The sequence below is a fragment of the Gordonia oryzae genome, from assembly GCF_003797185.1.
Classification (GTDB): domain Bacteria; phylum Actinomycetota; class Actinomycetes; order Mycobacteriales; family Mycobacteriaceae; genus Gordonia; species Gordonia oryzae.
Genome location: NZ_RKMH01000007.1, coordinates 19,888 through 42,084, shown reverse-complemented (window position 1 = coordinate 42,084; position 22,197 = coordinate 19,888). Strand labels below are relative to the sequence as shown.

Below are 22,197 nucleotides of genomic sequence, written 5' to 3'. Positions count from 1 at the left end.
TCCGACTCGCATACCCGGGAGGCCTGCCGTGCCATCCTTGCCCCCGCTGGTGGAACCAGCGGCCGAACTCTCCAACGACGAGGTCGCGCGCTACAGCAGGCACCTGATCATCCCCGACGTCGGGATGGACGGGCAGAAACGACTCAAGAACGCCAAAGTGCTCGTCATCGGTGCCGGCGGACTCGGCTCACCGACGCTGCTCTATCTCGCCGCCGCGGGTGTCGGCACGATCGGCATCGTCGAATTCGACGTCGTCGATGAGTCCAACCTGCAGCGTCAGATCATCCACGGCCAGTCCGACGTCTCTCGGCCCAAGGCCGAGAGTGCCCGCGATTCGATCCTCGAGATCAACCCGTTCGTCACCGTGAACATCCACGATCAGCGCCTCGAGCCCGAGGGCGCCATCGAGTTGTTTTCCGGATACGACCTCATTCTCGACGGCACCGACAACTTCGCCACCCGATATCTGGTGAACGACGCCGCAGTGCTTGCCCACAAGCCGTACGTGTGGGGATCGATCTACCGCTTCGAGGGGCAGGCGTCGGTGTTCTGGGAGGACGCCCCCGACGGTCGCGGCATCAACTACCGCGATCTCTACCCGCAGGCGCCGCCACCGGGCATGGTGCCCTCGTGCGCTGAGGGCGGCGTGCTCGGCATTCTGTGCGCCTCGATCGGTTCCATCATGGGCACCGAGGCGATCAAGCTGATCTGCGGCATCGGCGAGCCGCTGCTGGGCAGGCTGATGGTGTACGACGCCCTCGACATGACCTACCGCACCATCCGGATTCGCAAGGATCCCGACGGGGAGAAGATCGCCGGCCTGATCGACTATGAGGTGTTCTGCGGTGTCGTCTCCGATGAGGCCGCGCAGGCGGCGGCAGGCTCGACACTGACCGCGGTCGAACTCAAGGAGAAGATCGACGCGGGCGAGAAACTGGCACTGGTCGATGTGCGCGAGCCGGTCGAGTGGGACATCGTGCACATCGACGGCGCGACCCTGGTGCCCAAGGACCAGATTCTGTCCGGTGCCGCTCTGGCCCAGATCCCGCAGGACCGGCCGACAGTGCTGTACTGCAAGACCGGCATCCGATCGGCGGAGGCGCTCGCCGCGCTCAAACGGGCCGGATTCGCCGACGCCACGCACTTGCAGGGCGGCATCACGGCATGGGCGAATCAGGTCGACAAGCAACTGCCCGTCTACTGATCCGGTACCTCGCAGCCGCGTCGCTGCGCGGGTTCGGGCGACCACCTCGGTAATCTCTGCAGACGTGAACACTGTGGAGCCACCCGAGCACGTGCTCAACACGTTCGGGCTGACCGCCCACCCGCCCATCGCCATGGGCGAGCGCTGGGTCGGCGGGTGGCGCGTCGGAGAGGTCGTGCTGTCGTTGGTACCCGACCACGCGCGTGCGGCGTGGTCGGCCAGTGTCCGCGAGAACCTCTACGTCGAGGGTTTGCGCGTCGCGCGGCCGTTCCGGGCCACCGACGGTCGCTACGTCGTCTCCGGATGGCGTGCGGACACCTATATCGCCGGCGTCCCCGAACCCCGCCACGACGAGGTCGTGTCGGTGGCCGAACGCCTGCACGAAGCCATCGCCGGGCTCGAGCGACCACGATTTCTGCTTCAGCAGCCCGCGCCGCCGCACACCGACGTCGACGTCTTCGCCGCTGCTGATCGCGCCGCGTGGGAGGACACCCCGATGCGCTCGGCGCGTGCCGCCGGGATGGCTGAGCCGACCTCACCGGATGGCCAGGAGAGTATCGAGATCCTCAAAACCCTTGCCACGCTGCGCAAGAACGTCGACCTGCCGAGTCAGGTGGTGCACGGTGACCTGTTCGGCACGGTGCTCTTCGCCGGTGCGGCCGCACCTGGGATCACCGACATCGTGCCCTACTGGCGGCCGGCGTCGTGGGCGGCGGCTGTGGTGGTTGTGGACTCGCTGGCCTGGGGTGGCGCCGACGACGACCTCGTCCAGCGCTGGTCCGATGAGCCGGAGTGGCCGCAGATGATGTTGCGCGCCACTATGTTCCGCCTAGCGGTCCACGCCCTACACCCGCGGTCGACCGCCGGTGCGTTACCGGGACTCAAGCGTGTCGTCGATATAGTCCGGCTGATGGTGTAGTTCGTTCACGTGGGGGCGCGGGCGCCGTAACCCTCCTCTCCGTTCCTACCGGTGGTCGAGGTGTGGTCGAGCCTCGCGTCCTGTTGTACCGATCGGCTTCCGGGCGAGGATGGTGTGAAACCAGCGTCGGCTCAGGTGGTCTCGATGCTCGCCACAGGCGACTCACGCCTCGATCATGAGAGACGTGACTCGCCCTTGATGGATGTTTGTGCCGGCCGCCTTCGAGGGTCCCATCCGATGGTCGAGGTGCTTGGCGCCTCAGGCACCAGGGCCTCGAAACCCCTGTGCCGAGGGCTGTCGGGGCCACGGAGACTCGAAATCCTCGACCATCGGGTGGGTCACCATCTCTGTCGTGATCGTCAAGGCCCGCCACGACCGGCCGCACCCTGGCGCTGGCTACTCCATCGATTCTGGCCGGATCTTCCGGTGTCTCGGGGCCGGTATTCGTGGTCCGGTGTTTCGGTCCAGCAGCGACCGAGTTGGCGCGTCTCACAGGCCACGGGCACAGATGTGAGAACAACGTGACGTCGAGGTCACTGCGCCGACAATCGGCGCAACACTCGATTCGTAGTTTTGGTTCCTACGACCGACGCCGTCGTCGGTGGTCACGGCATCAGCCCACCCGAGACCGAGGGGAACCCACATGGCATTCTCGACCCTCCTGCACGACCTGCGCAGAGATCACACGATCACCGACTGGGACCCGGAAGACCGGCACGCCTGGGACTCAGGCAACGCCGCGATCGCCCGCCGCAATCTGCTGTGGTCAGTGATCTGCGAGCACATCGGTTTCTCGATCTGGTCGCTGTTCTCGGTGATGGCGCTGTTCATGGGTCCGCAGTACGGCATCAACGCCGACCAGAAGTTCGTGATCGCGGCGACGGCGACGTTCGTCGGCGCGTGCCTGCGAGTGCCCTACACGCAGGCCACCGCGCGCTTCGGCGGCCGCAACTGGGCGGTCTTCTCCGCCGTGGTCCTGCTGATCCCGACCGGGTTGACGATGATGCTGATGATCAACCCAGGAGAGTTCGGATTTGGTTGGTTCCTCGCGGTGGCCGCGCTCACCGGCTTCGGCGGCGGCAACTTCGCCTCATCGATGACCAACATCAACGCGTTCTATCCGCAGCGCCTCAAGGGGTGGGCGTTGGGACTCAACGCCGGCGGCGGCAACATCGGGGTCCCGGTGGTCCAGCTGATCGGTCTGCTGGTCATCTGGCTGGCCACCGATCAACCCGAGATCCTTTGTGCGATATACCTTGTCGCGCTCGCCGTCGCGGGCATCGGTGCGGCGGTCTTCATGGACAACCTCGATCACCAGACGGCCAGCGGTCGGGCGATGATCGATTGTCTCAAGCATTACGACAGCTGGCTGATCTCGGTGCTCTACATCGGTACCTTCGGTTCGTTCATCGGTTTCTCCTTCGCCTTCAGTCAGGTGCTCAGTCTCAGCTTCCAGTCGTCGGGCCAGTCTGCCGCGGCCGCTTCTCTTTCCGCTGCGCAGATCGCGTGGATCGGTCCGCTGCTCGGCTCGTTGTTCCGACCGCTGGGTGGCAAGTTCGCCGATCGTTTCGGCGGTGGACGGGTGACCCTGTGGTCTTTCGTCGCGATGGTCGCCTCCTCGGTGATCCTGGTCGTGTCGGGAACCTTCGCCGATTCACATCCCGGCCACCGGATCGAATCGGCGCAACTGGCGGGATTCATCGTCGGGTTCATCCTGCTGTTCGCGATTTCGGGCATCGCCAACGGCTCGGTGTACAAGATCATTCCAACCATTTTCGAACATAAGTCGCGAACCCTGCCGGGTATCAGCGGAGGTGCCGCTGTGCTGTGGTCGCGGTCGATGTCGGGCGCTCTCATCGGTATCGCCGGGGCCGTCGGAGCACTTGGAGGCGTCGCGATCAATCTCGTCCTGCGCAGCAGCTACAAGGCCAATCACTCGGCGACGGTGGCATTCTGGATCTTCATGGCGTTCTACGTGGTTGCCGGGGTGATCACCTGGTGGTTCTACGCCCGGCGTGAGGTGGTCCTCGATCCACACTTCCGTCATACCGGTGACATCGAGGTCGCCGGAGCCGGCGGCGTCGACGACACCGCACCCGCCGGTCCCGTCGTTCAGGCCACCCCGGCGGTGGATGCCCGATGATGCCTTCCCGCAGGGATATCCAGCCGAAACCGAGGACCGTCGTGGTGATCGGCCACGGCATGGTGGGGCATAGGTTCGTGCAGTCGCTGCGTGAGCGAGATCAAGCGGGGATCTGGCGCGTGGTGGTGATCGCCGAGGAGGCCGACGCCGCATACGACCGCGTGGGACTGTCGTCCTACGTCGGTGCGTGGGACCGGTCATCGCTGGCGTTGCACGGCAACGATTATGCCGGTGACGACGCGGTGCAACTGCGCCTGGGAGAGGCGGTCACCGCGATCGACCGGGGCGGGAAACGGGTGGTTACCAATCGAGGGTTCGAGATCGGTTATGACGCACTGGTGTTCGCGACCGGATCGTATCCCTTCGTGCCGCCGGTGGCCGGTCACGACCACGACCGGTGTTTCGTTTACCGCACTCTCGACGATCTCGACGGCATCCGGCGCGCTGCGGAGGCTTCGACGCCCGGCGCCGCCGGTGTGGTGGTGGGCGGCGGGTTGCTCGGCCTCGAAGCCGCCAATGCTCTTCGGCTGCTGGGGATGACGCCGCATGTCGTCGAATTCGCGCCGAGGCTCATGCCGATGCAGGTCGACGCCGGGGGCTCGGCGGTGTTGCAGAACCTGGTCTCCGACCTGGGCTTGCACGTGCACACCGGCGTGGGCACGTCATCGATAGCCGACGGACCGGAAGGGGAATCGTTGACGGTGACACTGAGCGATGGGGCGACGATCGACGCCGCCCTCGTCGTGTTCTCCGCCGGTGTGCGCCCCCGCGACGCGGTGGCCCGGGAGGCGGGTCTTCCCGTCGGGGAGCGTGGCGGTGTGCTGGTGGACTCGGCGTGCCGAAGTGCCGACCCGGACATCTATGCCGTCGGCGAGGTTGCCGCGGTTGACGGACGATGCTACGGCCTGGTCGCCCCCGGATTCAGCACCGCCGACGTTGTCGCCGAACAACTCCTCGGTGGCAGTGCTAGGTTCGCCGGTGCCGACATGTCGACCAAGTTGAAGCTGCTCGGCGTTGACGTCGCGAGCTTCGGTGACGCCATGGGGGAGACCGACAACGCGCTGGAGATCGTCTATTCTGACCCGCTCGCCGGCCGCTACGCGAAGATTGTGCTCTCTGACGACGCACGGACCCTGCTCGGCGGCATCCTGGTCGGCGACGCTTCGGCCTATGCCACGCTCAAACCCATGGTAGGGCGCGAGATCCCAGGAGATCCCGCCGCACTGATCGCCCCCGCGGCCGGGGAATCCGGCATCGGTCTCGACGCATTGCCTGACGACGCGGAGATCTGTTCGTGTAACGGGGTGTCCAAGGGTGCGATCTGTTCGGCCATCACCGAGGGCGCCTGCGACGTTGCCGCGGTGAAGGCGTGCACCTCGGCGGGCACCACCTGTGGCGGTTGCGTGCCGGTGATCGCCTCGCTGCTGGCCGCCTCCGGCGTCGAGGTGAGCAAGGCGCTCTGTGAACACTTCAGCCAGTCGCGGTCGGAGTTGTTCGAAGTGGTGATGGTGACCGGTATCCGGACATTCTCCGAGCTGATCGCCCGGTATGGAACCGGCTCCGGTTGTGAGGTGTGCAAACCGACGGTCGCCTCCATCCTCGCGTCGACCTCTAGCGATCACATCCTCGACGGTGAGCAGGCCGCGCTGCAGGACACCAACGACCATTTTCTGGCGAACCTGCAGAAGAACGGCAGTTATTCGGTGGTGCCCCGAATGCCCGGCGGTGAGGTCACCGCCGACCAACTGATCGTCATCGGCGAGATCGCCCGCGACTTCGACCTGTACACCAAGATCACCGGTGGCCAGCGGATCGACATGTTCGGTGCCCGCGTCGAACAGTTGCCGCAGATCTGGCGGCGCCTGGTCGACGCCGGAATGGAATCGGGACATGCCTACGGTAAGAGTCTGCGGACGGTGAAGAGCTGTGTGGGGCAATCCTGGTGCCGATACGGCGTGCAGGATTCGGTCGGGATGGCGGTGTTGCTCGAGAAGCGCTACCGCGGTCTGCGATCGCCGCACAAACTGAAGTTCGGTGTCTCGGGGTGCGCACGCGAATGCGCCGAGGCGCGCGGCAAGGACGTCGGCGTGATCGCCACCGAGAACGGCTGGAATCTCTACGTAGCCGGCAACGGTGGGCAGAGCCCGAAACACGCCCAACTGCTGGCCCGCGGAGTGGATGACACGACACTCGTCGCCTACATTGATCGATATCTGATGTTTTACATCCGCACCGCCGATCGGCTTCAGCGCACGGCCTCGTGGCTGGAGTCGCTTGACGGGGGTCTCGATCACTTGCGAGCCGTGGTGTGTGAGGACAGTCTCGGCCTGGCGGCACAACTGGAGGCGGCGATGGATCGTCACGTCGCCGGATACCGTGACGAGTGGGCCGAGGTACTCGCCGACGAGGAGAAGCTGGCGCGGTTCGTGTCGTTCGTCAACGCGCCGGACGTACCCGACCCGACCGTTCGGTTCAGCGACGGCGAGGTCGCAGGCGACCGTAAGGTGCCGGTGCTGCTGGACATGCCTCGGTTGCGACCGCAGTCGAGCACCGATCGTAGGACCGAACGCGAAGGAGTGGCCACATGACCGCCGAGACGGCGACCGGCGCAGGGGCGGCCCGTTCAGGGCAGACCGGTGCAGGGCAGTGGGTGCGCGCCTGCCCCTTGGATCGGCTCGTCGAGGGACGCGGAGTCGCAGTGCTCGGCCCGGAGGGCCGTCAGGCGGCGCTCTTCCGGATTCCTGCCGCCGAGACCGACCGTGAGGCGGTGGGGCGCTCGCGGATCTACGCCATCGGCAACATCGATCCGTTCGGGCGTGCCGCGGTGCTTTCGCGTGGGCTGACCGGCGACCACGGCGGTGAACCCACGGTTGCCAGTCCGCTGGGCAAACAGGTCTTCTCGCTACGCACCGGGGTATGCCTCGACGATGAGTCGGTGTCGGTGCCCTCGCTGGCGACCCGCGTGATCGACGGCATCGTCGAAATCTGGTTCGGCACCGCCGATCAACGTGTTGTTGCTGACGGGCCCCGATGAGTCCAGGAGCGACACCCTCGACTCCCGGCGATCTGCCGTTGACCGGTTTCACCATCGGGATCACCGCTGCCCGCCGCGCCGACGAGTTCGCGGCGCTCCTCGTGCGCCGCGGCGCCGGGGTCGTCATGGCCCCGACCATTCGCATCCTGCCGCTCGTCGACGACACCGACCTCGAACGGGTCACCGAGCGGATCATCGCCGACCCGCCGGACCTGATGGTCGCCACCACCGGGATCGGCTTTCGTGGCTGGGTCGAGGCCGCTGACGGCTGGGGGGACGCCGAGCAACTACTCGGTGCGCTCGGCGAGAGCCGGCTGATCGCCCGCGGTCCCAAGGCCAAGGGTGCGATCCGTGCGGCCGGACTTCGCGAGGAGTGGTCGCCGGACAGCGAGTCCTCCTCTGAGGTCCTCGACCGTCTGCTCGACGAAGGGGTGGAGGGCAAGCGGATTGCGGTGCAATTGCACGGCGCGACGAGCGAATGGGAGCCACTTCCCGACTTCTGTGCGGTGCTACGCGCCGCGGGCGCCGACGTCCTGGCCATCCCCGTGTACCGCTGGAACATGCATCCCGACGTCGCGCGGATCGACGCGATGATCGCGTCGGTCGTGCGTGCCGACCTCGACGCGCTCACCTTCACCAGCGCACCCGCGGCGGCGTCGATCCTCACCCGCGCCAAGGAACTCGGCAAACTTCAGCCGTTCCTCCACGGACTACGAACCGCGGTACCGGTGTTCTGCGTGGGTTCGGTGACCGCGGGCCCGCTCGAGGCGTTACAGATACCGACCGTGTATCCGCGCCGCTTCCGGCTCGGTGCGCTGGCCCGGTTGATCACCGACGAGTTGCCCCGACGCAGCCATACGCTGCGGGTTGCCGGACACGACACGGCAATACGGGGTCAGGCGGTGGTCGTCGACGGGCAGATGCGTGAGTTGTCGGCGACGGGACATCTGTTGCTCAAGATGCTCGCGCAGGTGCCGGGGCGGGTGGTGGGTCGCCAGGAGTTGCTGTACGGACTGCCCGGCGACAGCGCCGACACCCACGCGGTCGAGGTGGCTGTTGCTCGTCTGCGGGCCGCGCTCGGCGACCCGAAGATGATTCAGACGGTGGTCAAGCGTGGATACCGCCTTGCCGTCGATCTCGAGTACGACGAAACCGAGGACGAGTCATGAGGATCCGCAAAGACATTCCTACCCCCGCGGGTGACCGGTTGGGCGGGGTCTGCCCCGTGCTCGTCGCACACGGCACCCGCAACCCTCGCGGTGTCGCCGTGATCGCCGAGATCACCGAGAGGATCGCCGCGATGGTTGGTCCGACGCGCACCGCGTTCGTCGACGTCCTCGGTCCGACCCCGAGTGAGGTGCTCGGCGGGCTGGATCGTCCAGCGGTCTTGGTGCCTGCTTTCCTGGCATCGGGATACCATGTGCGCCAAGATATCCCGAACCACGTCCGGAGGTCCGGGGTCGGAGATGCCATCGTCACCCGCGCCCTGGGCCCCGATCCGAGGATTGCCGCGGTCCTGCGGCGGCGCTTGATCGAATCCGGTTGGCGGCCCGGAGACGCCGTGGTACTCGCCGCCGCCGGCTCGTCCGACGACTCCGCCTGTGCCCAGGTATATCTGGCCGCGCGTCAGCTCGAGGGGCTAATCGGTGGGCACATCGAGGTTGGCTTCCTCGCGACCGCCGCGCCTACCGTTGCCGACGCGGTGGCCGCCGCTCGAACCAGCGGGTGCCGTGTCGTCATCGCCGCATACCTGTTGGCCCCCGGTCTCTTTCACGAGCGCCTGCACACCGTGGGTGCCGACCTCGTGACCGAACCACTCGGCGCCGATCCGGCGATCGTCGAACTCATCGTCACCCGGATGCGTGCCGCGGTCAGTCCGTACCGCACCGACGCGGTCCTGCTGCGCTGACAGCGCCCGCCCTCCCGCCGACAGCGCCCGCCCTCCCGCCGACAGCGCCCGCCCTCCCGCCGACAGCGCTCAGTCGAGTACGTCGATCTGCCAACGACATTCGCGCATCAGTACCTTTCCGTCGCGGATCGACACCCCCTCGTCGCGGAGTCGGTCGAGCTGCCGCTGGGCGAGATGTGGTGCGGGCGTGCCGCTCGCCGAGATGACCCGATGCCACGGCAGGTCCACGGAGTCGGTGCGCATGATCCACCCGACGATCCGCGGGGAACTCAATCCGGCTGCGGCGGCGAGATCGCCGTAGGTACTGACCCGGCCGGACGGGATCGCGGCAACCAGGGCTCGCACCCGCTCGACGTCATCCCCGGTGACCGCACTCACAGCAGCGAACGCACCAACCGGGCGGTCAACCCGGGTTCGAGGAACGGCACCATGTGATCGCAGTCGGCGTGGTGAACCTGCACCTGATCGCCGCGTTCGCTCGCGCAGGCCTCGAGGAAGGAGGGCCGCACAAACGGCGGGTCGACGCGATCGGCGACGACGACATGGGTGGGCAGCCCGTGCGGCGGAAGCGTTGGCGGCCGGCTCATCTCGCTCCACGACGCGGCGGCCATCGGCGCACTGACCCGCCAACCGACGCGCCCGCGACCACTGGTGGTGAGGTGCTCGGCGATCTCGGCCTCGAGGAACTCCGCGGGTACCTGTGCCCAGCCTTCGGAGCGCTTGGCCGCGCGGGCCGCGTCGGCGTCGTGATAGTCCCAATTCTCGAGGCCGGCGGTGGCGACACCCAGCGCGAACTCCGGGTCGAGGCCCTGTGCGGGATCGAGTAGGACCAGGCCGCGTACCGCCTCTGTCCTCTGTTTCGCCAGATGGATCGCCAGCGCACCACCGAAGGAATGCCCGAGGACCACCAGTGGCAGCGACCCCGGATCGATGGCGATGTCGATGAACTCCGAGAGCGCGCGCACATGATTCTCGATCGCCCACGGCGGACGCCACGGCGAGCGGCCGTGGCCGATGAGGTCGGGCGCGACGATGTGCAGGTCGGCGAGATGCTCGCGAGCCAACGGTGCCCAACGCATCCCATGTCCGGTGAGGCCGTGCAGTGCCAGAACCGTCGGGGCGCGCCGATCGCCGAACTCGACGTGGTGAAGTGCCGTCACGCCGACGATTGTGCCGTACGCGCCGCATCGTGGATGCGTACCGGCCGGCGCGGTTCGGTCGTGAGAGCACGGCCCGCCGACGATTGTCGGTGGACCATGTTTGCATGGACGTATGGCCCGTAAGCGTCCCTCGACCACGGCCGCGCCGAACTCGCCGCAGCGGTCCGCTCCCGCAGGGCGGGGTTCGTCGCGGTCAAAGCTCGCGCGCCCGGGAACGGCTGCCGGCTCGACCGGCCGGGGCGGCACCGCGTTGCGCGCGCACCTCGTTGGCGCAGATGGCGGGCCCATCGTCACCCGCAAGTGGCCGCCGAGTGTGATGCGGGTCATCGACGCGCACACGCCCGACGGGACGGTCGCCGACCCGTGGGGGCCCTTCCGCGTCCACGGCGGGCCCGGCTCGGGCAAGACGGCGTTGATGGTCGACGCGGCCGTCGCGCGTCTCACCCGGCCCGGCATCGACCCGGAGTCGGTGCTCGTACTCACCGCCAACCGTCGCGCCGCGGTGGCGTTGCGGGAGGAGATCACCCGCCGGGTGTTGGCGCAGTCCTCGGGCGCGCCCGCGCTCGGTGGGGCGCTGCGTGAGCCGTTGGTACGCACCGTGCATTCGTTCGCGTTCGCGATCCTGCGACTGCAGGCGCAGGCGCACGGCAACCCGCCGCCGCGGTTGATCACCGGCTCCGAACAAGACGTCGTGCTGCGCGAACTGCTGGCCGGCGACATCGAGGACGGTGCCGGGTATTGGCCCGCACATCTGCGTCCTGCGCTGGGAACCGACGGATTTGCCCAGGCGCTGCGCGATCTGATGATGCGCGCCGCAGAACGGGGAGTCGGCCCCGAGGAACTCGCCGAGCTCGGCTCCCGGCATCGGCGTCCCGAGTGGGTCGCCGCGGCGCACGCCTATGCCCAATACGAGCAGAACGTCCTGTTGCGCGGCACAGTCGGATCGCAGACACCGGGCGCCTCGGCCCCCGCAGTCGACGCCGCCGAACTCGTCGGCTCGGCCTTGTCGGCCTTTGCCACCGACCCCGACCTTCTCGCCGGGCAACGTCGGCGTATCCGGCACCTGATCGTTGACGACGCCCAACATCTCGATCCGCAAGCCGCCCAATTGGTTCGGTTGATCGGCACCGGAACGGATTCGACGATCATCGCTGCCGACACCGACCAGTCGATCTTCGGATTCCGTGGCGCCAGTCCGCGCTTTGCCGATTCGCTGGCGGCGTCCGGTACCGACCGCGACGTCGTGCTCGAGACCGACTTCCGTCATCATCGCCAGATCGCGGTGGTTGGTGGTGCACTCGCCGCACGGTTACCCGGCGCGCGCCCGCATCGCTTCCCGGCGGTCCCCGACGCCGAGCCGCTGCCCGGCGGGGCATCGGTACGGGTGTACAGCTCCGCGGCCAAGGAGGCGACCGCGGTGGCCGATCTCCTACGACGGGCGCACCTCTTCGAGGGAGTGGCGTGGTCGCAGATGGCGGTCATCGTGCGGTCGGCGCATCGGGCGCTCCCTGCCCTGCGGCGGGCGTTCCGTTCGGCTGGCGTGCCGCTGACCACCCCGACCTCCGATCTGCCGCTGCACCGTCAGCGGTCGGTGGCCGCGTTGATGGTGGTGCTGCGCGCGGTGGCCGCCCGCGAGCGGGTCGTGCACACCGCGGATACCGGTGGCGAGTACCCGCAGGTCTTCGAGAACCCCGACGATGACGATTCGCCTGCCGGGGATTTCACCGCCGACGACGCGCTGGCACTGTTCACCGGCCCGGTCGGGATGGCCGATCCGGGGGCGCTGCGCCGGCTGCGGCGCGGTGTGCGTCGTCGCGACGAGCAGGCGGGTGGCGAGCGCGCGGGCCGTGATTCGCTGTCGTCGTTGCGTCTGGCGCTCCTCGACCCGGACCTTGGTGCGGAGTACTTGGCAGCGCTGACCGACCACGAGGGCGCACCGCTGGCGCGCGTGCTCGACGTGATCTCCGCCGGCATCACCACCCATCGCGCCGGAGGTGGTCTGGAAGAAACCCTGTGGGCATCCTGGCAGGCCACCGGCCTGGAACGGCGGTGGGTCTCCTCGGCGATTCGAGGCGGGCCCGGCGGCGAACAGGCCGATCGTGACCTCGACGCGATGATGGCGATGTTCGAGGCGGCGGCGAACTTCTCTGACACCTTGCCCGCGGCGGGACCGGCAGCGTTCGTGCACTATCTCTCGCAACTGCAGATTCCGCGCGACAGCCGTACCCCGGCCGCCGCAGCCGATGCGGTGTCGGTACTCTCCGCACACGCTGCCGCCGGCCGTGAATGGGAGGTCGTCGCCGTCGCCGGAGTTCTCGACGGCTTGTGGCCGTCGCTACGAAGCCGCGGAACTGTCTTGGGCACAGCCGAATTGGTGGACCTTCTCGACGGTATGGATCCCGCGGCGATCGATCGGGTGGCGCGGGGCGCCGGTGCGCTCGCCGACGAACGTCGACTGTTGCTCGTCGCGTGCACTCGCGCACGTCGACGACTACTGGTGACCGCCGTCGAGGACGGCGGAGGAGAGTCGTCGCCGTCAAGATTCATCGGCGAGATCTCCGACGCGCTGCGGATCGATGCCCAGCGGGGCGGGGCGGGCGAGTCCGGCGACGTCGAGCAGCGAGACGATCCCGACGCCCTCGACACCGTCGCCGAGGACGAGTTGCCCATCGACCCCGGTGTCGACCGGGTGTTGTCGCTGCCGTCGCTGGTGGCGGCGCTGCGTGCGGTCGTGGTGACCGGTGCCGACGCCGAAGAACCGGATGAACGTACTCGAGCGGCTGCACAATTGCTTGCCCAACTTGCCGATTCGGATATTCCCGGAGCGCATCCGCGGGACTGGTTCGGACTGTCGCGGCCGAGTTCCGACGAGCCGCTGTGGACGCCCGACGCCGGCCCCGTGGTGCTCTCACCATCCAACGTCGACCAACTGTCGCGCTGTTCGCTGCGTTCGATGCTCGAGCGTGCCGGAGGCCGCGACGGCGACGGCGCCCAGGCGCTGACCGGCTCGCTCGTGCATACGTTGGTGCAGGCCGTCGCCGGGGAGATCGAGCCCGCCGAGGTGAGCGCGGCGCTGCGCGAGATATGGGAGCGCGTCGACACCGGGGCGGTCTGGTACTCGGCGCACGAACTCGAACGTGCTGAGGCGATGCTCACGAATTTCCGTGAGTGGCTTGCTCTGTCACGTGACGGTCTCACCACGGTGGGCGTCGAGGCGGTCATCGACGCCGTCATCGCACCGGCCGCGGATTCCGGCGAAGCCAACGCCGCACCGGCCGAGGACGGCTCGGACCTGCCGGTACGACTCCGTGGACGGGTCGACCGACTCGAACGCGACGCGCAGGGCCGGCCGGTCGTCGTCGACGTCAAGACCGCCAAGTCGGCGATCACCAAGGCCGACGCGCTCGACCACGCCCAGCTCGCCGCCTACCAAGTCGCCATCGCGCACGGCGGGGCGCGGGAGTTCCCGGGCACCGACGTCGAGCCCGGCGGCGGTCGGCTGGTGTACGTGTCGGCGCCGCACCGTTCGACCGGCGCCACCGAACGCGAACAGCCCGCGCTCACACCGGAATTGCTCGACGAGTGGCGTGCTGTGGTGCGCCGTGCCGCGCGCTCGGGCATCGGCCCGGTCTTCGAGGCGACCCCCAACCCCGGCTGCGCACACTGTGCGTTGGTGACCAGCTGCCCCGCCCAACTACGTGGCAAGGCGGTCACCGATGACTGAGGACACCCCCGGGAGCACCACCACCGAGGCGGGGCCCACGCGGCCCCGGGTGTCGGCGACCTCGCTGGCCGCCGCCCTCGGGTTGCCTCCGCCCACCCCCGAACAGGTCGCGGTGATCGAGGCGCCCTGCGAGCCGATGCTGGTGGTCGCCGGTGCGGGTGCGGGCAAGACGGAGACAATGGCCTCCCGCGTGGTGTGGTTGGTGGCCAACGGCATCGTCGGGCCCGACGAGATCCTCGGACTCACCTTTACCCGCAAGGCGGCCAGCGAACTCGGCGCCCGCATCCGCAGGCGGCTGTCGATGCTCGCCGGCTCCCCGGCCCTGCGCAGGTGGGACCCCGACGGTGCACTCGCCGCGCGTCTGCGGGCCGGTGATCCGGAGGTCAGCACCTACCACGCCTATGCCGGGCGACTCATCGCCGACTACGGACTGCTCCTGCCCGTCGAGCCGCACGCGTCGCTGATGTCGGAGACCGAGTTGTGGCAGATGGCCTTCGGTATCGTGTCCTCGTGGACCGGGGAGCTGACCACCACGAAGGTGCCGGCGAGTGTCACCGAAGCGGTCCTGCGGCTGTTCGGTGAGATGTCGGAGCACCTCGTCGACCTCGACACCCTCGCCGCGTGGGGTGACGAACTCTACCGGATGGTCGACGACCTGCCCAAGGCCCCGCGCCAGCGGGGCGGACCGAACGCGGCGTTGCGCGCCGTCCAGCAGGCGATCGACGAGCGCCGAGAGCTGTTGCCGCTCGTCGCGACTGTGATGCGCACCATGCGCGAGCAGGCCGTCCTCGACTTCGGCAGCCAGATGTCTTTGGCGGCCCGACTCGTCGCCCGCAATCCCGACGTTGTCGCCGCCCAGCGGCAATCATTCCGCGCGGTGCTGCTCGACGAGTATCAGGACACCGGTCACTCCCAGCGCGTACTGCTCTCGGCGCTTTTCGGTGGGCAGGCGTCCGCGGCAAGCGACCCGGTAGCTGTCACCGCTGTCGGCGACCCGATCCAGTCGATCTACGGGTGGCGGGGCGCGTCGGCGGCCAATCTGCCGCGCTTCGCCACCGATTTCCCCCGCGCCGACGGCTCGCCCGCGCACCGTCGCGAACTGTTGACGAGTTGGCGCAACCCGGTGCAGACGCTGCGCCTGGCAAACGAGGCGTCCGAGGAACTGCGGCGTCGTGGTGTGCCGGTGAGCGTTCTGCGTCCGCGTCCGGGCGCCGACGCCGGGACGGTGACGTTCGCGTTGACCGAGACGGTGCTCGACGAACGCGCCTGGCTCGCCGAGCAGATCGCGGCCCGCTACCACGATGTCGACGGCTCGGGACCGCCGGCCGTCGCGGTCCTGGTGCGCCGCAATGAGGATTCGGCACCGATCGCGGCCGAGCTGGAGGCACGGGGCATCCCCGCGGAGGTCGTCGGCATCGGCGGACTGTTGCATGTTCCGGAGATCACCGATGTGGTCGCGACGTTGCGCCTGATGGCCGACCCGATGGCCGGAACTGCGGCGATGCGTCTGCTGACCGGTTCACGATGGCAGCTCGGTGCGCGCGACCTGGCGGCCCTGTGGCGCCGCGCCACCGAGCTGGCCGCCGCTCAGATCGCCACCGGCGGGGTGGTCACCACTCGCGAGGAACTCGATTCGGCGCTCGATGCGGTGCTGCCCACCGAGGTGGTCGACCGCGCCGGGATCGCCGACGCCGTCGTCGATCCCGGTGATCCGCAGGCCTACAGCCCCGACGGCTATGCGCGTATCCGGGCGTTCGGGGCGCAACTGGAGTCGTTGCGGCGCCGAATGGGTCAGCCGTTGCCCGAGTTGGTCGCCGACGTCGAGAACACCATCGGGGTGGCCGTCGAGGCGCAGATCCGCGCACGGCGGATGCGCGGCGCGATCACCGGGCGTGAACACCTTGATGCCTTCGCCGACTACGTCACCCGGTACGCCGAGCGGCCCGGCGCGAACCTGGCGGGTCTGCTGGCGTTTCTCGATACCGCCGAGACCATCGAGAAGGGGCTCGAGCCCGGGCGGGTGGAGGTCGCCGAGCAGCGGGTGCAGATACTGACCGTGCACGCCGCCAAAGGACTCGAGTGGGACGTCGTCGCGATTCCCCACTTGTGTCAGGGGATCTTCCCGTCGTCCAAGGGCGAGACCACCTGGATGCGCAGTGCCCGTGAACTTCCGGGGCCGTTGCGTGGCGATCTCGCCGAACCGGAACCCCGGGGCCCCGCGGCCGCGAGGCTCGCGGCGGCGCGGCCGGCCGGCGCCGACGAGGGATTCCCGGTGCTCGATCTGAGTCGGGTGGGCGACCGCAAGGAGCTCGAGGACGCGCTGACCGAACACAAGGAGGCCATCGCCGAACGCCGGCTCTCCGAGGACCGGCGGTTGCTCTACGTCGCGATCACCCGAGCCCGTCACGATCTGTTGGTCTCGGCGCATCACTGGTCGGAAACCGGGGAGAAACCCCGGGGTGGTTCGCCGTTCTTCCACGAGTTGCTGGCCATCGTGACCGAGACGGTGGAGAACGGATCTGCTGAGGATTCACGGGGTTTGACCATCGACGTGCTCGCCGACGATCCGCCCGACGGCGCCGACAACCCGTTGGCGCAGCGGGTCGATGCCCGGATGTGGCCGACCGATCGGCTCGGTGCGCGCCGCGACGCGGTGGCCGCCGCGGCCGATCTCGTCCTCGACGAACTGCGGCGGCGGGAGGCGCCGGCGTTGTTCGGGGCGCCCACCCATCCGGAGCGCGATCCACAGTCGACGGCGACCCCCGGAGCGCCGGCCGACGAGATCGATGTGTGGCGCGCCGAGGTGGAGGTACTCCTCGCCGAGCAGGAGCGCACCAATCAGGCCGAGGTGGATGTGGCGCTGCCGGCCCACTTGTCGGTCAGCCAACTCGTCGACCTCGACACCGACGAGCGGGAGTTCGCGCGCAAGCTCCGTCGCCCGACGCCGTTTCGTCCCAACCCGATCGCGCGGCGCGGCACCGCCTTTCACGCGTGGGTGGAGCGGTGGTTCGGCGCGACCCGGCTGCTCGACATCGACGAGTTGCCCGGCGCCGCCGACGAGAGTGCCGCCCCCGACGCCGACCTCGACGCGCTGCGCGAGGCATTTCTGGCTTCGCCGTGGTCCACCCGCAGTCCCAGCGAGGTCGAGGTGCCCTTCGAGACGGTCATCGGCGATACGGTGATCCGCGGACGCATCGATGCGATCTTCGCCGAACCCGACGGGTCGTGGGTGGTGATGGACTGGAAGACCGGAGCCGAGCCGAGCGCCGACTCGTCGTCGGTATTCATCCAGCTCGCGGCCTACCGCATCGCGTGGGCGCAGTTGGCCGGGGTGCCGCTGGAGAAGGTCTCGGCCGCATTCCACTATGTCCGGTCCGGGCGCACCGTCGCGCCCCGGGACCTGCCCGATGCCGCGGCGCTCGCCGCTTTGCTGGCCCGATGAGCTAGATTCCACACTGTGACAGCAGCGACCCATCCGAGCGGGCCGGGCCGGCGATGAAATCGCGCGGATTCCGGCGCCGGTTTCGCGGCGGGGATCTCTCCGAGGGCCCCGACTACGCCTTGGTCGGGGTCGTTCGCATTCCCGAACTGCAGCAGAGCCCGGGCCGCGCCATCGGCAAACGCGTGGTGTTCGCGGTCATCGCATTGTTTTTCACCGCCATTCTGGTCTACCTCGATCGCGACGGATATCGCGACGTGCAGGAAAACTCGCTGTCGTTTCTCGACGCCCTCTACTACTCGGCGGTGACGCTGTCGACGACCGGCTACGGCGACATCACCCCGCTGACACCGTCGGCGCGATTGCTCAACCTGCTCATCATCACCCCGTTGCGGGTGCTGTTCCTGATCGTGCTCATCGGCACCACACTCGAGGTGCTCACCGAACGTTCACGCCAGGCCCTCAAGATCCAGCGCTGGAGGAACAACGTGCGCAATCACTCTGTGGTCATCGGCTACGGCACCAAGGGTCGTACCGCGGTCGACGCGATGATCGGCGACGGCATCAAACCCGCCGACATCGTCGTCGTCGACGCCGACTCGACGGTGCTCGAGGCCGCCGAATCCGATGGTCTGGTCACCGTGCGCGGTGACGCCACCAAGTCCGACATCCTGCGGCTGGCCGGGGTGGCACACGCCGCGAGCATCGTCGTCGCGACCAACCGTGACGACACGGCGGTTCTTGCCACGCTGACCGCCCGCGAACTCAATCCCCGGGCCAAGATCGTCGCGAGCATCCGCGAATCGGAAAACACTCACCTGATGCGCCAGTCGGGCGCCAACTCCGTGGTGGTGTCGTCGGAGACCGCGGGCCGGCTACTCGGTATCGCCACCATGACGCCGTCGGTGGTGGAAGTGATCGAGGATCTGCTGACCCCCGACGCCGGGTACGCCATCGCCGAGCGTGAGGTCGATCCGACCGAGACCGGCGGCTCTCCGGCACACACCCGCGACATCGTGCTCGGTGTGGTCCGCGGTGGCGTCTTACACCGGGTCGACGACAGTGAGGTGGAGCAGATCGAGGCCGGCGACCGATTGCTGTACGTCCGCAAGGGTCCGGCGGACTGACGTGGGCGCCTTCGTTTTCGACCAGCCGCCGCTGCTGGCTCGCGGAACCTTCGACCGCGCCGACGAGATCCGTGACGATCCGGCCCGGATGGCGTCGGGGTGGTCCACCGCCCGGGTTCTCCCGATCGACCAGGCCGGGCGCTACCCGGTGACCGAGGAACGCGCGCTGCGGTGGCGCCCGGCCACCGAGGTCGCCGACACCCCGCCGCAGGATGCGGTTTTCCTGGCCCACACCGACACCGACCTGTGGGCTCTGCGCGTGGAGGCCCTCGACGGACGCACCGCCGACGCCCGGCGCGGGGCCGCCCGGCTCTCCGCCGACGAGGCAGGCATACTCGCAACTGCATTGGGAATCCTCAATTGGCATGCGCGAGCACAGTTCTCGCCGGTGGATGGCGGTGCGACCCGCCCTGCCCGCGGTGGCTGGGTCCGACGCCACGTCGAGACCGGTGAGGACGAGTTCCCGCGGACCGATCCGGCGATCATCACTGTGGTGCACGACGGTGCCGACCAGATTCTGCTGGGCCGTCAGGCCGTGTGGCCCGCGCGCTGGTATTCCACGTTGGCAGGCTTCGTCGAGCCCGGGGAATCGTTGGAGCAGTGCGTGATCCGGGAGGTGCACGAGGAAGTCGGGATCACCGTCACCGATCCGCGGTACCTCGGCAGCCAGCCGTGGCCTTTCCCGCGATCATTGATGCTCGGCTTCGCCGCTGTCGCTGACCCAAGCGAGCCGTTGCGCTTCCTCGACGGCGAGATCGGTGACGCGGTGTGGTTCCACCGGGACGAGGTGCTCGAGGCACTCGCCCGCGGTGACGAATGGCAGCGCGACGACCCCGAAACCGACACCGACGGCCCGCGTTTGCTGGTGCCCGGGTCGATCTCCATTGCCCACGCACTGATCACGACCTGGGCGCATGCAACGCCCTGAATGCGCCGGCGTCAACGCGTGGTGGCGAGCATCACCGCGCGCCGGGCGGAACAGCGTGCCCTCCGATGATGTTATGAGTGCCATGAGTGAGGCAACCGCAACCCCGACCGAACAGCTGACCATGTACACCACCAGTTGGTGCGGCTTCTGTGCACGGCTCAAGACCGGCCTGCGCAGCGCCGGCATCGAGTGGAACGAGATCGACATCGAGGCCCACCCCGAGGCCGCCGAATTCGTCGGCAGCGTCAACGGCGGGAACCACGTCGTCCCCACCGTGCTCTACGCCGACGGGTCGACCGCCACTAATCCCAGCATCGCGGAGGTGCGGGCCAAACTGGGAGTCTGAACACCCGCCCCGCATCCCTGTGGAGCGTCCCACGACGGTGTCAGGGCCGGCTGACATAGTGGAGGGTGTGCCGCAACGTTCCACGCAGAAGGGGGTCGAGATGTCCGGCCGACCGGAGAAGGGGACATCCCCGTCGCGCGATCGCGGCATCCTCGACGGACTTGATCCCGAACAGCGTGAGGCGGTGCTCGCGCCGCGCGGTCCGGTATGCGTGCTCGCGGGCGCGGGCACCGGCAAGACTCGCACGATCACCCGACGCATCGCGCATCTCATCGACACCGGGCAGGTCAATCCGTCACAGGTACTCGCCGTCACATTCACCGCACGCGCGGCAGGGGAGATGCGTACTCGATTGCGCTCCTTGGGAATCGGTGCGTCCGGTCCGTCGGTGTCGGCGCAGACTTTTCACGCTGCCTCGTTGCGCCAGCTCCGATTCTTCTGGCCGCGGGTGTTCGGGAACGCGTCATGGGAATTGCTGGACAACAAGTTCCCGTTGATGGCCCGCGCGGCGCGGCGGTCGGGCCTGGGTACCTCCACCGACACGGTGCGCGATCTGCTCTCGGAGATCGAGTGGGCCAAGGCGTCGGTGATCGGGCCGGAAGGCTATGTCGCCGCGGCAACGCGGCTGATGCGCGAATCCCCGGCGGCGCCGGAGAAGGTGGCCGAGGTCTACGCCGACTACGAGGACGCCAAGGTGTCGCCGGAGGGTGATCGCCTGCTCGACTTCGACGATCTGCTCATCTACATGACCCAGATGATTGACGTCGATGCCGCCGTGGCCGAGGAGTTCCGATCGCGATATCGGTGTTTCGTTGTCGACGAGTACCAGGACGTCACGCCCGTTCAGCAGGGCCTGCTCGACGCGTGGCTCGGTGAACGCGACGATCTGACGGTCGTCGGTGACGCCAACCAGACCATCTACACCTTCACCGGCGCCAAGGCCGACTACCTGCTTGACTTTCCCCGGCGTTTCCCGGAAGCGACCATGGTGCGCCTGGTCCGCGACTACCGGTCCACCCCCGAGGTGGTGAGTCTGGCCAATCGGGTGATCGGCGCCGCGCACGGACGGATCGCCGGGACCCGGCTCGAACTCGTCGGTCAGCGTGCGCGCGGTCCGGCGCCTCGCTTCGTCGACTACCCCGACGAGCCGGCCGAGGCCGCCGCGGTCGCCCAGCGGATTAAGCGGCTCATCAACGATGGCGTGGCGGCGTCGGAGATCGCGATCCTTTACCGCGTCAACGCGCAGTCGGAGAATCACGAACAGGCGCTGACCGAGCAAGGCATTCCGTACCAGGTGCGCGGCGGTGAGGCGTTCTTCACGCGTACTGAGGTGCGGCAGGCGATGCGTCGCCTCGACACCGTCGCCGAACGTGGACTGCGCGAAGACGTCGACGTGACCACCGCGGTGAGCGCAGTGCTGCGGGAACTCGGCCTCGACGACACCGAACCCGCGGGAGCGCAGGCCAAGGCGCGGTGGCAATCGCTGCGGGCGCTGGCGGAGCTCGCCGACGACATGGTTCAGGAGACCCCCGACCTGACGCTGCCCCAACTCGCCGCGGAACTGCGGACGCGCGCGCAGTCGCGGCACCCACCGACCGTGCAGGGCGTGACACTGTCCTCGCTGCATGCGGCCAAGGGACTCGAGTGGGATGCGGTGTTCTTGGTCGGCCTGACCGAGGGATCGTTGCCGATCAGCCAGGCCATCAAGGGCTCTCCCGATGCGGTCGAGGAGGAGCGGCGCCTGTTCTACGTCGGGATCACCCGTGCTCGAGAGCATCTGCAGGTCTCGTGGGCGGCCGCGCGCAACGAGGGTGGCCGCTCCCGCCGGCGATCACGGTTCCTGTCCGGCCTGATCCCCGACGATTCGCCGGCGTCGCGGATCGCGCCCGAACGCAAACCCAAACGCGGCCCCACCTGCCGGGTCTGCGGGTCCACACTGATCGATGCGACGGCGACGCTGCTCGGCAGATGCGAGAGCTGCCCGTCCGATCTCGACGAGGATCTGCTGGTCGCGCTCAAGGACTGGCGCAGGCAACGCGCCAAGGACGACGCGGTTCCGCCCTACGTGGTGTTCTCCGACAAGACCCTGCTCGCCATCGCCGAGCAGCACCCCACCGACGAGCAAGCGCTGGTGTCGATCTCGGGTATTGGCGCGACCAAGGCCGACAAGTACGGTCCCGACGTCATCGACATCGTGAAAACCGCAGGTCAGAAATAGGTTGTGCGATCTATGCGTCGGCCCTTAGGCTGGTGAACGCATCAGC

At 68.3% G+C, this 22,197-nt stretch carries 15 protein-coding genes; 13 read left to right on the top strand and 2 right to left on the bottom strand.

The window, feature by feature from the left end:
* The first annotated feature begins 28 nt into the window (after window positions 1-28).
* The 7 genes from moeZ (at window position 29) to EF294_RS10270 (ending at window position 9,209) form a co-directional block, all read left to right on the top strand.
* A complete protein-coding gene (moeZ, locus tag EF294_RS10300; protein ID WP_123929166.1) occupies window positions 29-1,204 on the top strand; it encodes an adenylyltransferase/sulfurtransferase MoeZ in 1,176 nt (391 codons plus the stop codon).
* Between the two features lie 64 nt (window positions 1,205-1,268).
* Window positions 1,269-2,123 carry a TIGR02569 family protein gene (locus EF294_RS10295; RefSeq protein WP_123929162.1) on the top strand — a complete coding sequence of 285 codons (855 nt, stop codon included), beginning with the start codon at window positions 1,269-1,271 and terminating at the stop codon, window positions 2,121-2,123.
* Between the two features lie 643 nt (window positions 2,124-2,766).
* Entirely contained in the window at window positions 2,767-4,266 is a 1,500-nt protein-coding gene (locus tag EF294_RS10290; protein ID WP_123929159.1) for a nitrate/nitrite transporter, read from the top strand.
* Entirely contained in the window at window positions 4,263-6,854 is a 2,592-nt protein-coding gene (nirB, locus tag EF294_RS10285; protein ID WP_123929156.1) for a nitrite reductase large subunit NirB, read from the top strand. Before EF294_RS10290 ends, nirB begins: the two co-directional genes overlap by 4 nt.
* The gene (gene nirD, locus EF294_RS10280; RefSeq protein ID WP_123929153.1) at window positions 6,851-7,300 is read left to right on the top strand and encodes a nitrite reductase small subunit NirD; all 450 of its coding nucleotides are present in this window, start codon (window positions 6,851-6,853) and stop codon (window positions 7,298-7,300) included. The genes nirB and nirD overlap by 4 nt, the downstream gene beginning before the upstream one ends.
* On the top strand, window positions 7,297-8,469 hold the full coding sequence (locus EF294_RS10275) for a uroporphyrinogen-III synthase (RefSeq protein ID WP_123929151.1): 1,173 nt from the start codon (window positions 7,297-7,299) through the stop codon (window positions 8,467-8,469). The genes nirD and EF294_RS10275 overlap by 4 nt, the downstream gene beginning before the upstream one ends.
* A complete protein-coding gene (locus tag EF294_RS10270) occupies window positions 8,466-9,209 on the top strand; it encodes a sirohydrochlorin chelatase (RefSeq protein WP_123929148.1) in 744 nt (247 codons plus the stop codon). Before EF294_RS10275 ends, EF294_RS10270 begins: the two co-directional genes overlap by 4 nt.
* 69 nt (window positions 9,210-9,278) lie before the next feature.
* On the opposite strand, the gene EF294_RS10265 is transcribed toward EF294_RS10270, so the two are convergent.
* Together EF294_RS10265 and EF294_RS10260 are read right to left on the bottom strand one after the other, a co-directional pair.
* Entirely contained in the window at window positions 9,279-9,587 is a 309-nt protein-coding gene (locus EF294_RS10265; RefSeq protein ID WP_123929145.1) for an MGMT family protein, read from the bottom strand.
* Window positions 9,584-10,369 (bottom strand): alpha/beta fold hydrolase, encoded by a 786-nt coding sequence (locus tag EF294_RS10260; RefSeq protein WP_123929142.1) that lies wholly within the window; start codon window positions 10,367-10,369, stop codon window positions 9,584-9,586. Before EF294_RS10260 ends, EF294_RS10265 begins: the two co-directional genes overlap by 4 nt.
* Before the next feature lie 112 nt (window positions 10,370-10,481).
* Between EF294_RS10260 and EF294_RS10255 the strand changes: the two genes are divergently transcribed.
* From EF294_RS10255 to EF294_RS10230, 6 genes are all read left to right on the top strand, one after another.
* Entirely contained in the window at window positions 10,482-14,093 is a 3,612-nt protein-coding gene (locus EF294_RS10255; protein ID WP_123929138.1) for an ATP-dependent helicase, read from the top strand.
* Window positions 14,086-17,535: an ATP-dependent helicase gene (locus EF294_RS10250; RefSeq protein ID WP_123929135.1), complete on the top strand. Its 3,450-nt coding sequence runs from the start codon at window positions 14,086-14,088 to the stop codon at window positions 17,533-17,535. The genes EF294_RS10255 and EF294_RS10250 overlap by 8 nt, the downstream gene beginning before the upstream one ends.
* Window positions 17,536-17,588: 53 nt before the next feature.
* Window positions 17,589-18,659, top strand: a complete 1,071-nt coding sequence (locus tag EF294_RS10245; protein ID WP_123929132.1) for a potassium channel family protein — start codon at window positions 17,589-17,591, stop codon at window positions 18,657-18,659.
* Between the two features lies 1 nt (window position 18,660).
* On the top strand, window positions 18,661-19,587 hold the full coding sequence (gene nudC, locus EF294_RS10240) for an NAD(+) diphosphatase (RefSeq protein ID WP_123929129.1): 927 nt from the start codon (window positions 18,661-18,663) through the stop codon (window positions 19,585-19,587).
* Between the two features lie 73 nt (window positions 19,588-19,660).
* Window positions 19,661-19,933 (top strand): mycoredoxin, encoded by a 273-nt coding sequence (locus tag EF294_RS10235; protein ID WP_123929126.1) that lies wholly within the window; start codon window positions 19,661-19,663, stop codon window positions 19,931-19,933.
* A 100-nt stretch (window positions 19,934-20,033) separates the two neighbouring features.
* On the top strand, window positions 20,034-22,151 hold the full coding sequence (locus EF294_RS10230) for an ATP-dependent DNA helicase UvrD2 (RefSeq protein WP_123929610.1): 2,118 nt from the start codon (window positions 20,034-20,036) through the stop codon (window positions 22,149-22,151).
* Window positions 22,152-22,197 lie beyond the last annotated feature (46 nt).

Bases quoted from the DNA above. Each gene is read 5' to 3' on its own strand.
- EF294_RS10230 (WP_123929610.1), top strand. From the start codon at position 20,034: ATGTCCGGCCGACCGGAGAAGGGGACATCCCCGTCGCGCGATCGCGGC.
- EF294_RS10245 (WP_123929132.1), top strand. From the start codon at position 17,589: ATGAAATCGCGCGGATTCCGGCGCCGGTTTCGCGGCGGGGATCTCTCC.
- EF294_RS10255 (WP_123929138.1), top strand. From the start codon at position 10,482: ATGGCCCGTAAGCGTCCCTCGACCACGGCCGCGCCGAACTCGCCGCAG.
- EF294_RS10290 (WP_123929159.1), top strand. From the start codon at position 2,767: ATGGCATTCTCGACCCTCCTGCACGACCTGCGCAGAGATCACACGATC.
- nirB (WP_123929156.1), top strand. From the start codon at position 4,263: ATGATGCCTTCCCGCAGGGATATCCAGCCGAAACCGAGGACCGTCGTG.
- nirD (WP_123929153.1), top strand. From the start codon at position 6,851: ATGACCGCCGAGACGGCGACCGGCGCAGGGGCGGCCCGTTCAGGGCAG.
- EF294_RS10250 (WP_123929135.1), top strand. From the start codon at position 14,086: ATGACTGAGGACACCCCCGGGAGCACCACCACCGAGGCGGGGCCCACG.
- EF294_RS10275 (WP_123929151.1), top strand. From the start codon at position 7,297: ATGAGTCCAGGAGCGACACCCTCGACTCCCGGCGATCTGCCGTTGACC.
- EF294_RS10235 (WP_123929126.1), top strand. From the start codon at position 19,661: ATGAGTGCCATGAGTGAGGCAACCGCAACCCCGACCGAACAGCTGACC.
- EF294_RS10270 (WP_123929148.1), top strand. From the start codon at position 8,466: ATGAGGATCCGCAAAGACATTCCTACCCCCGCGGGTGACCGGTTGGGC.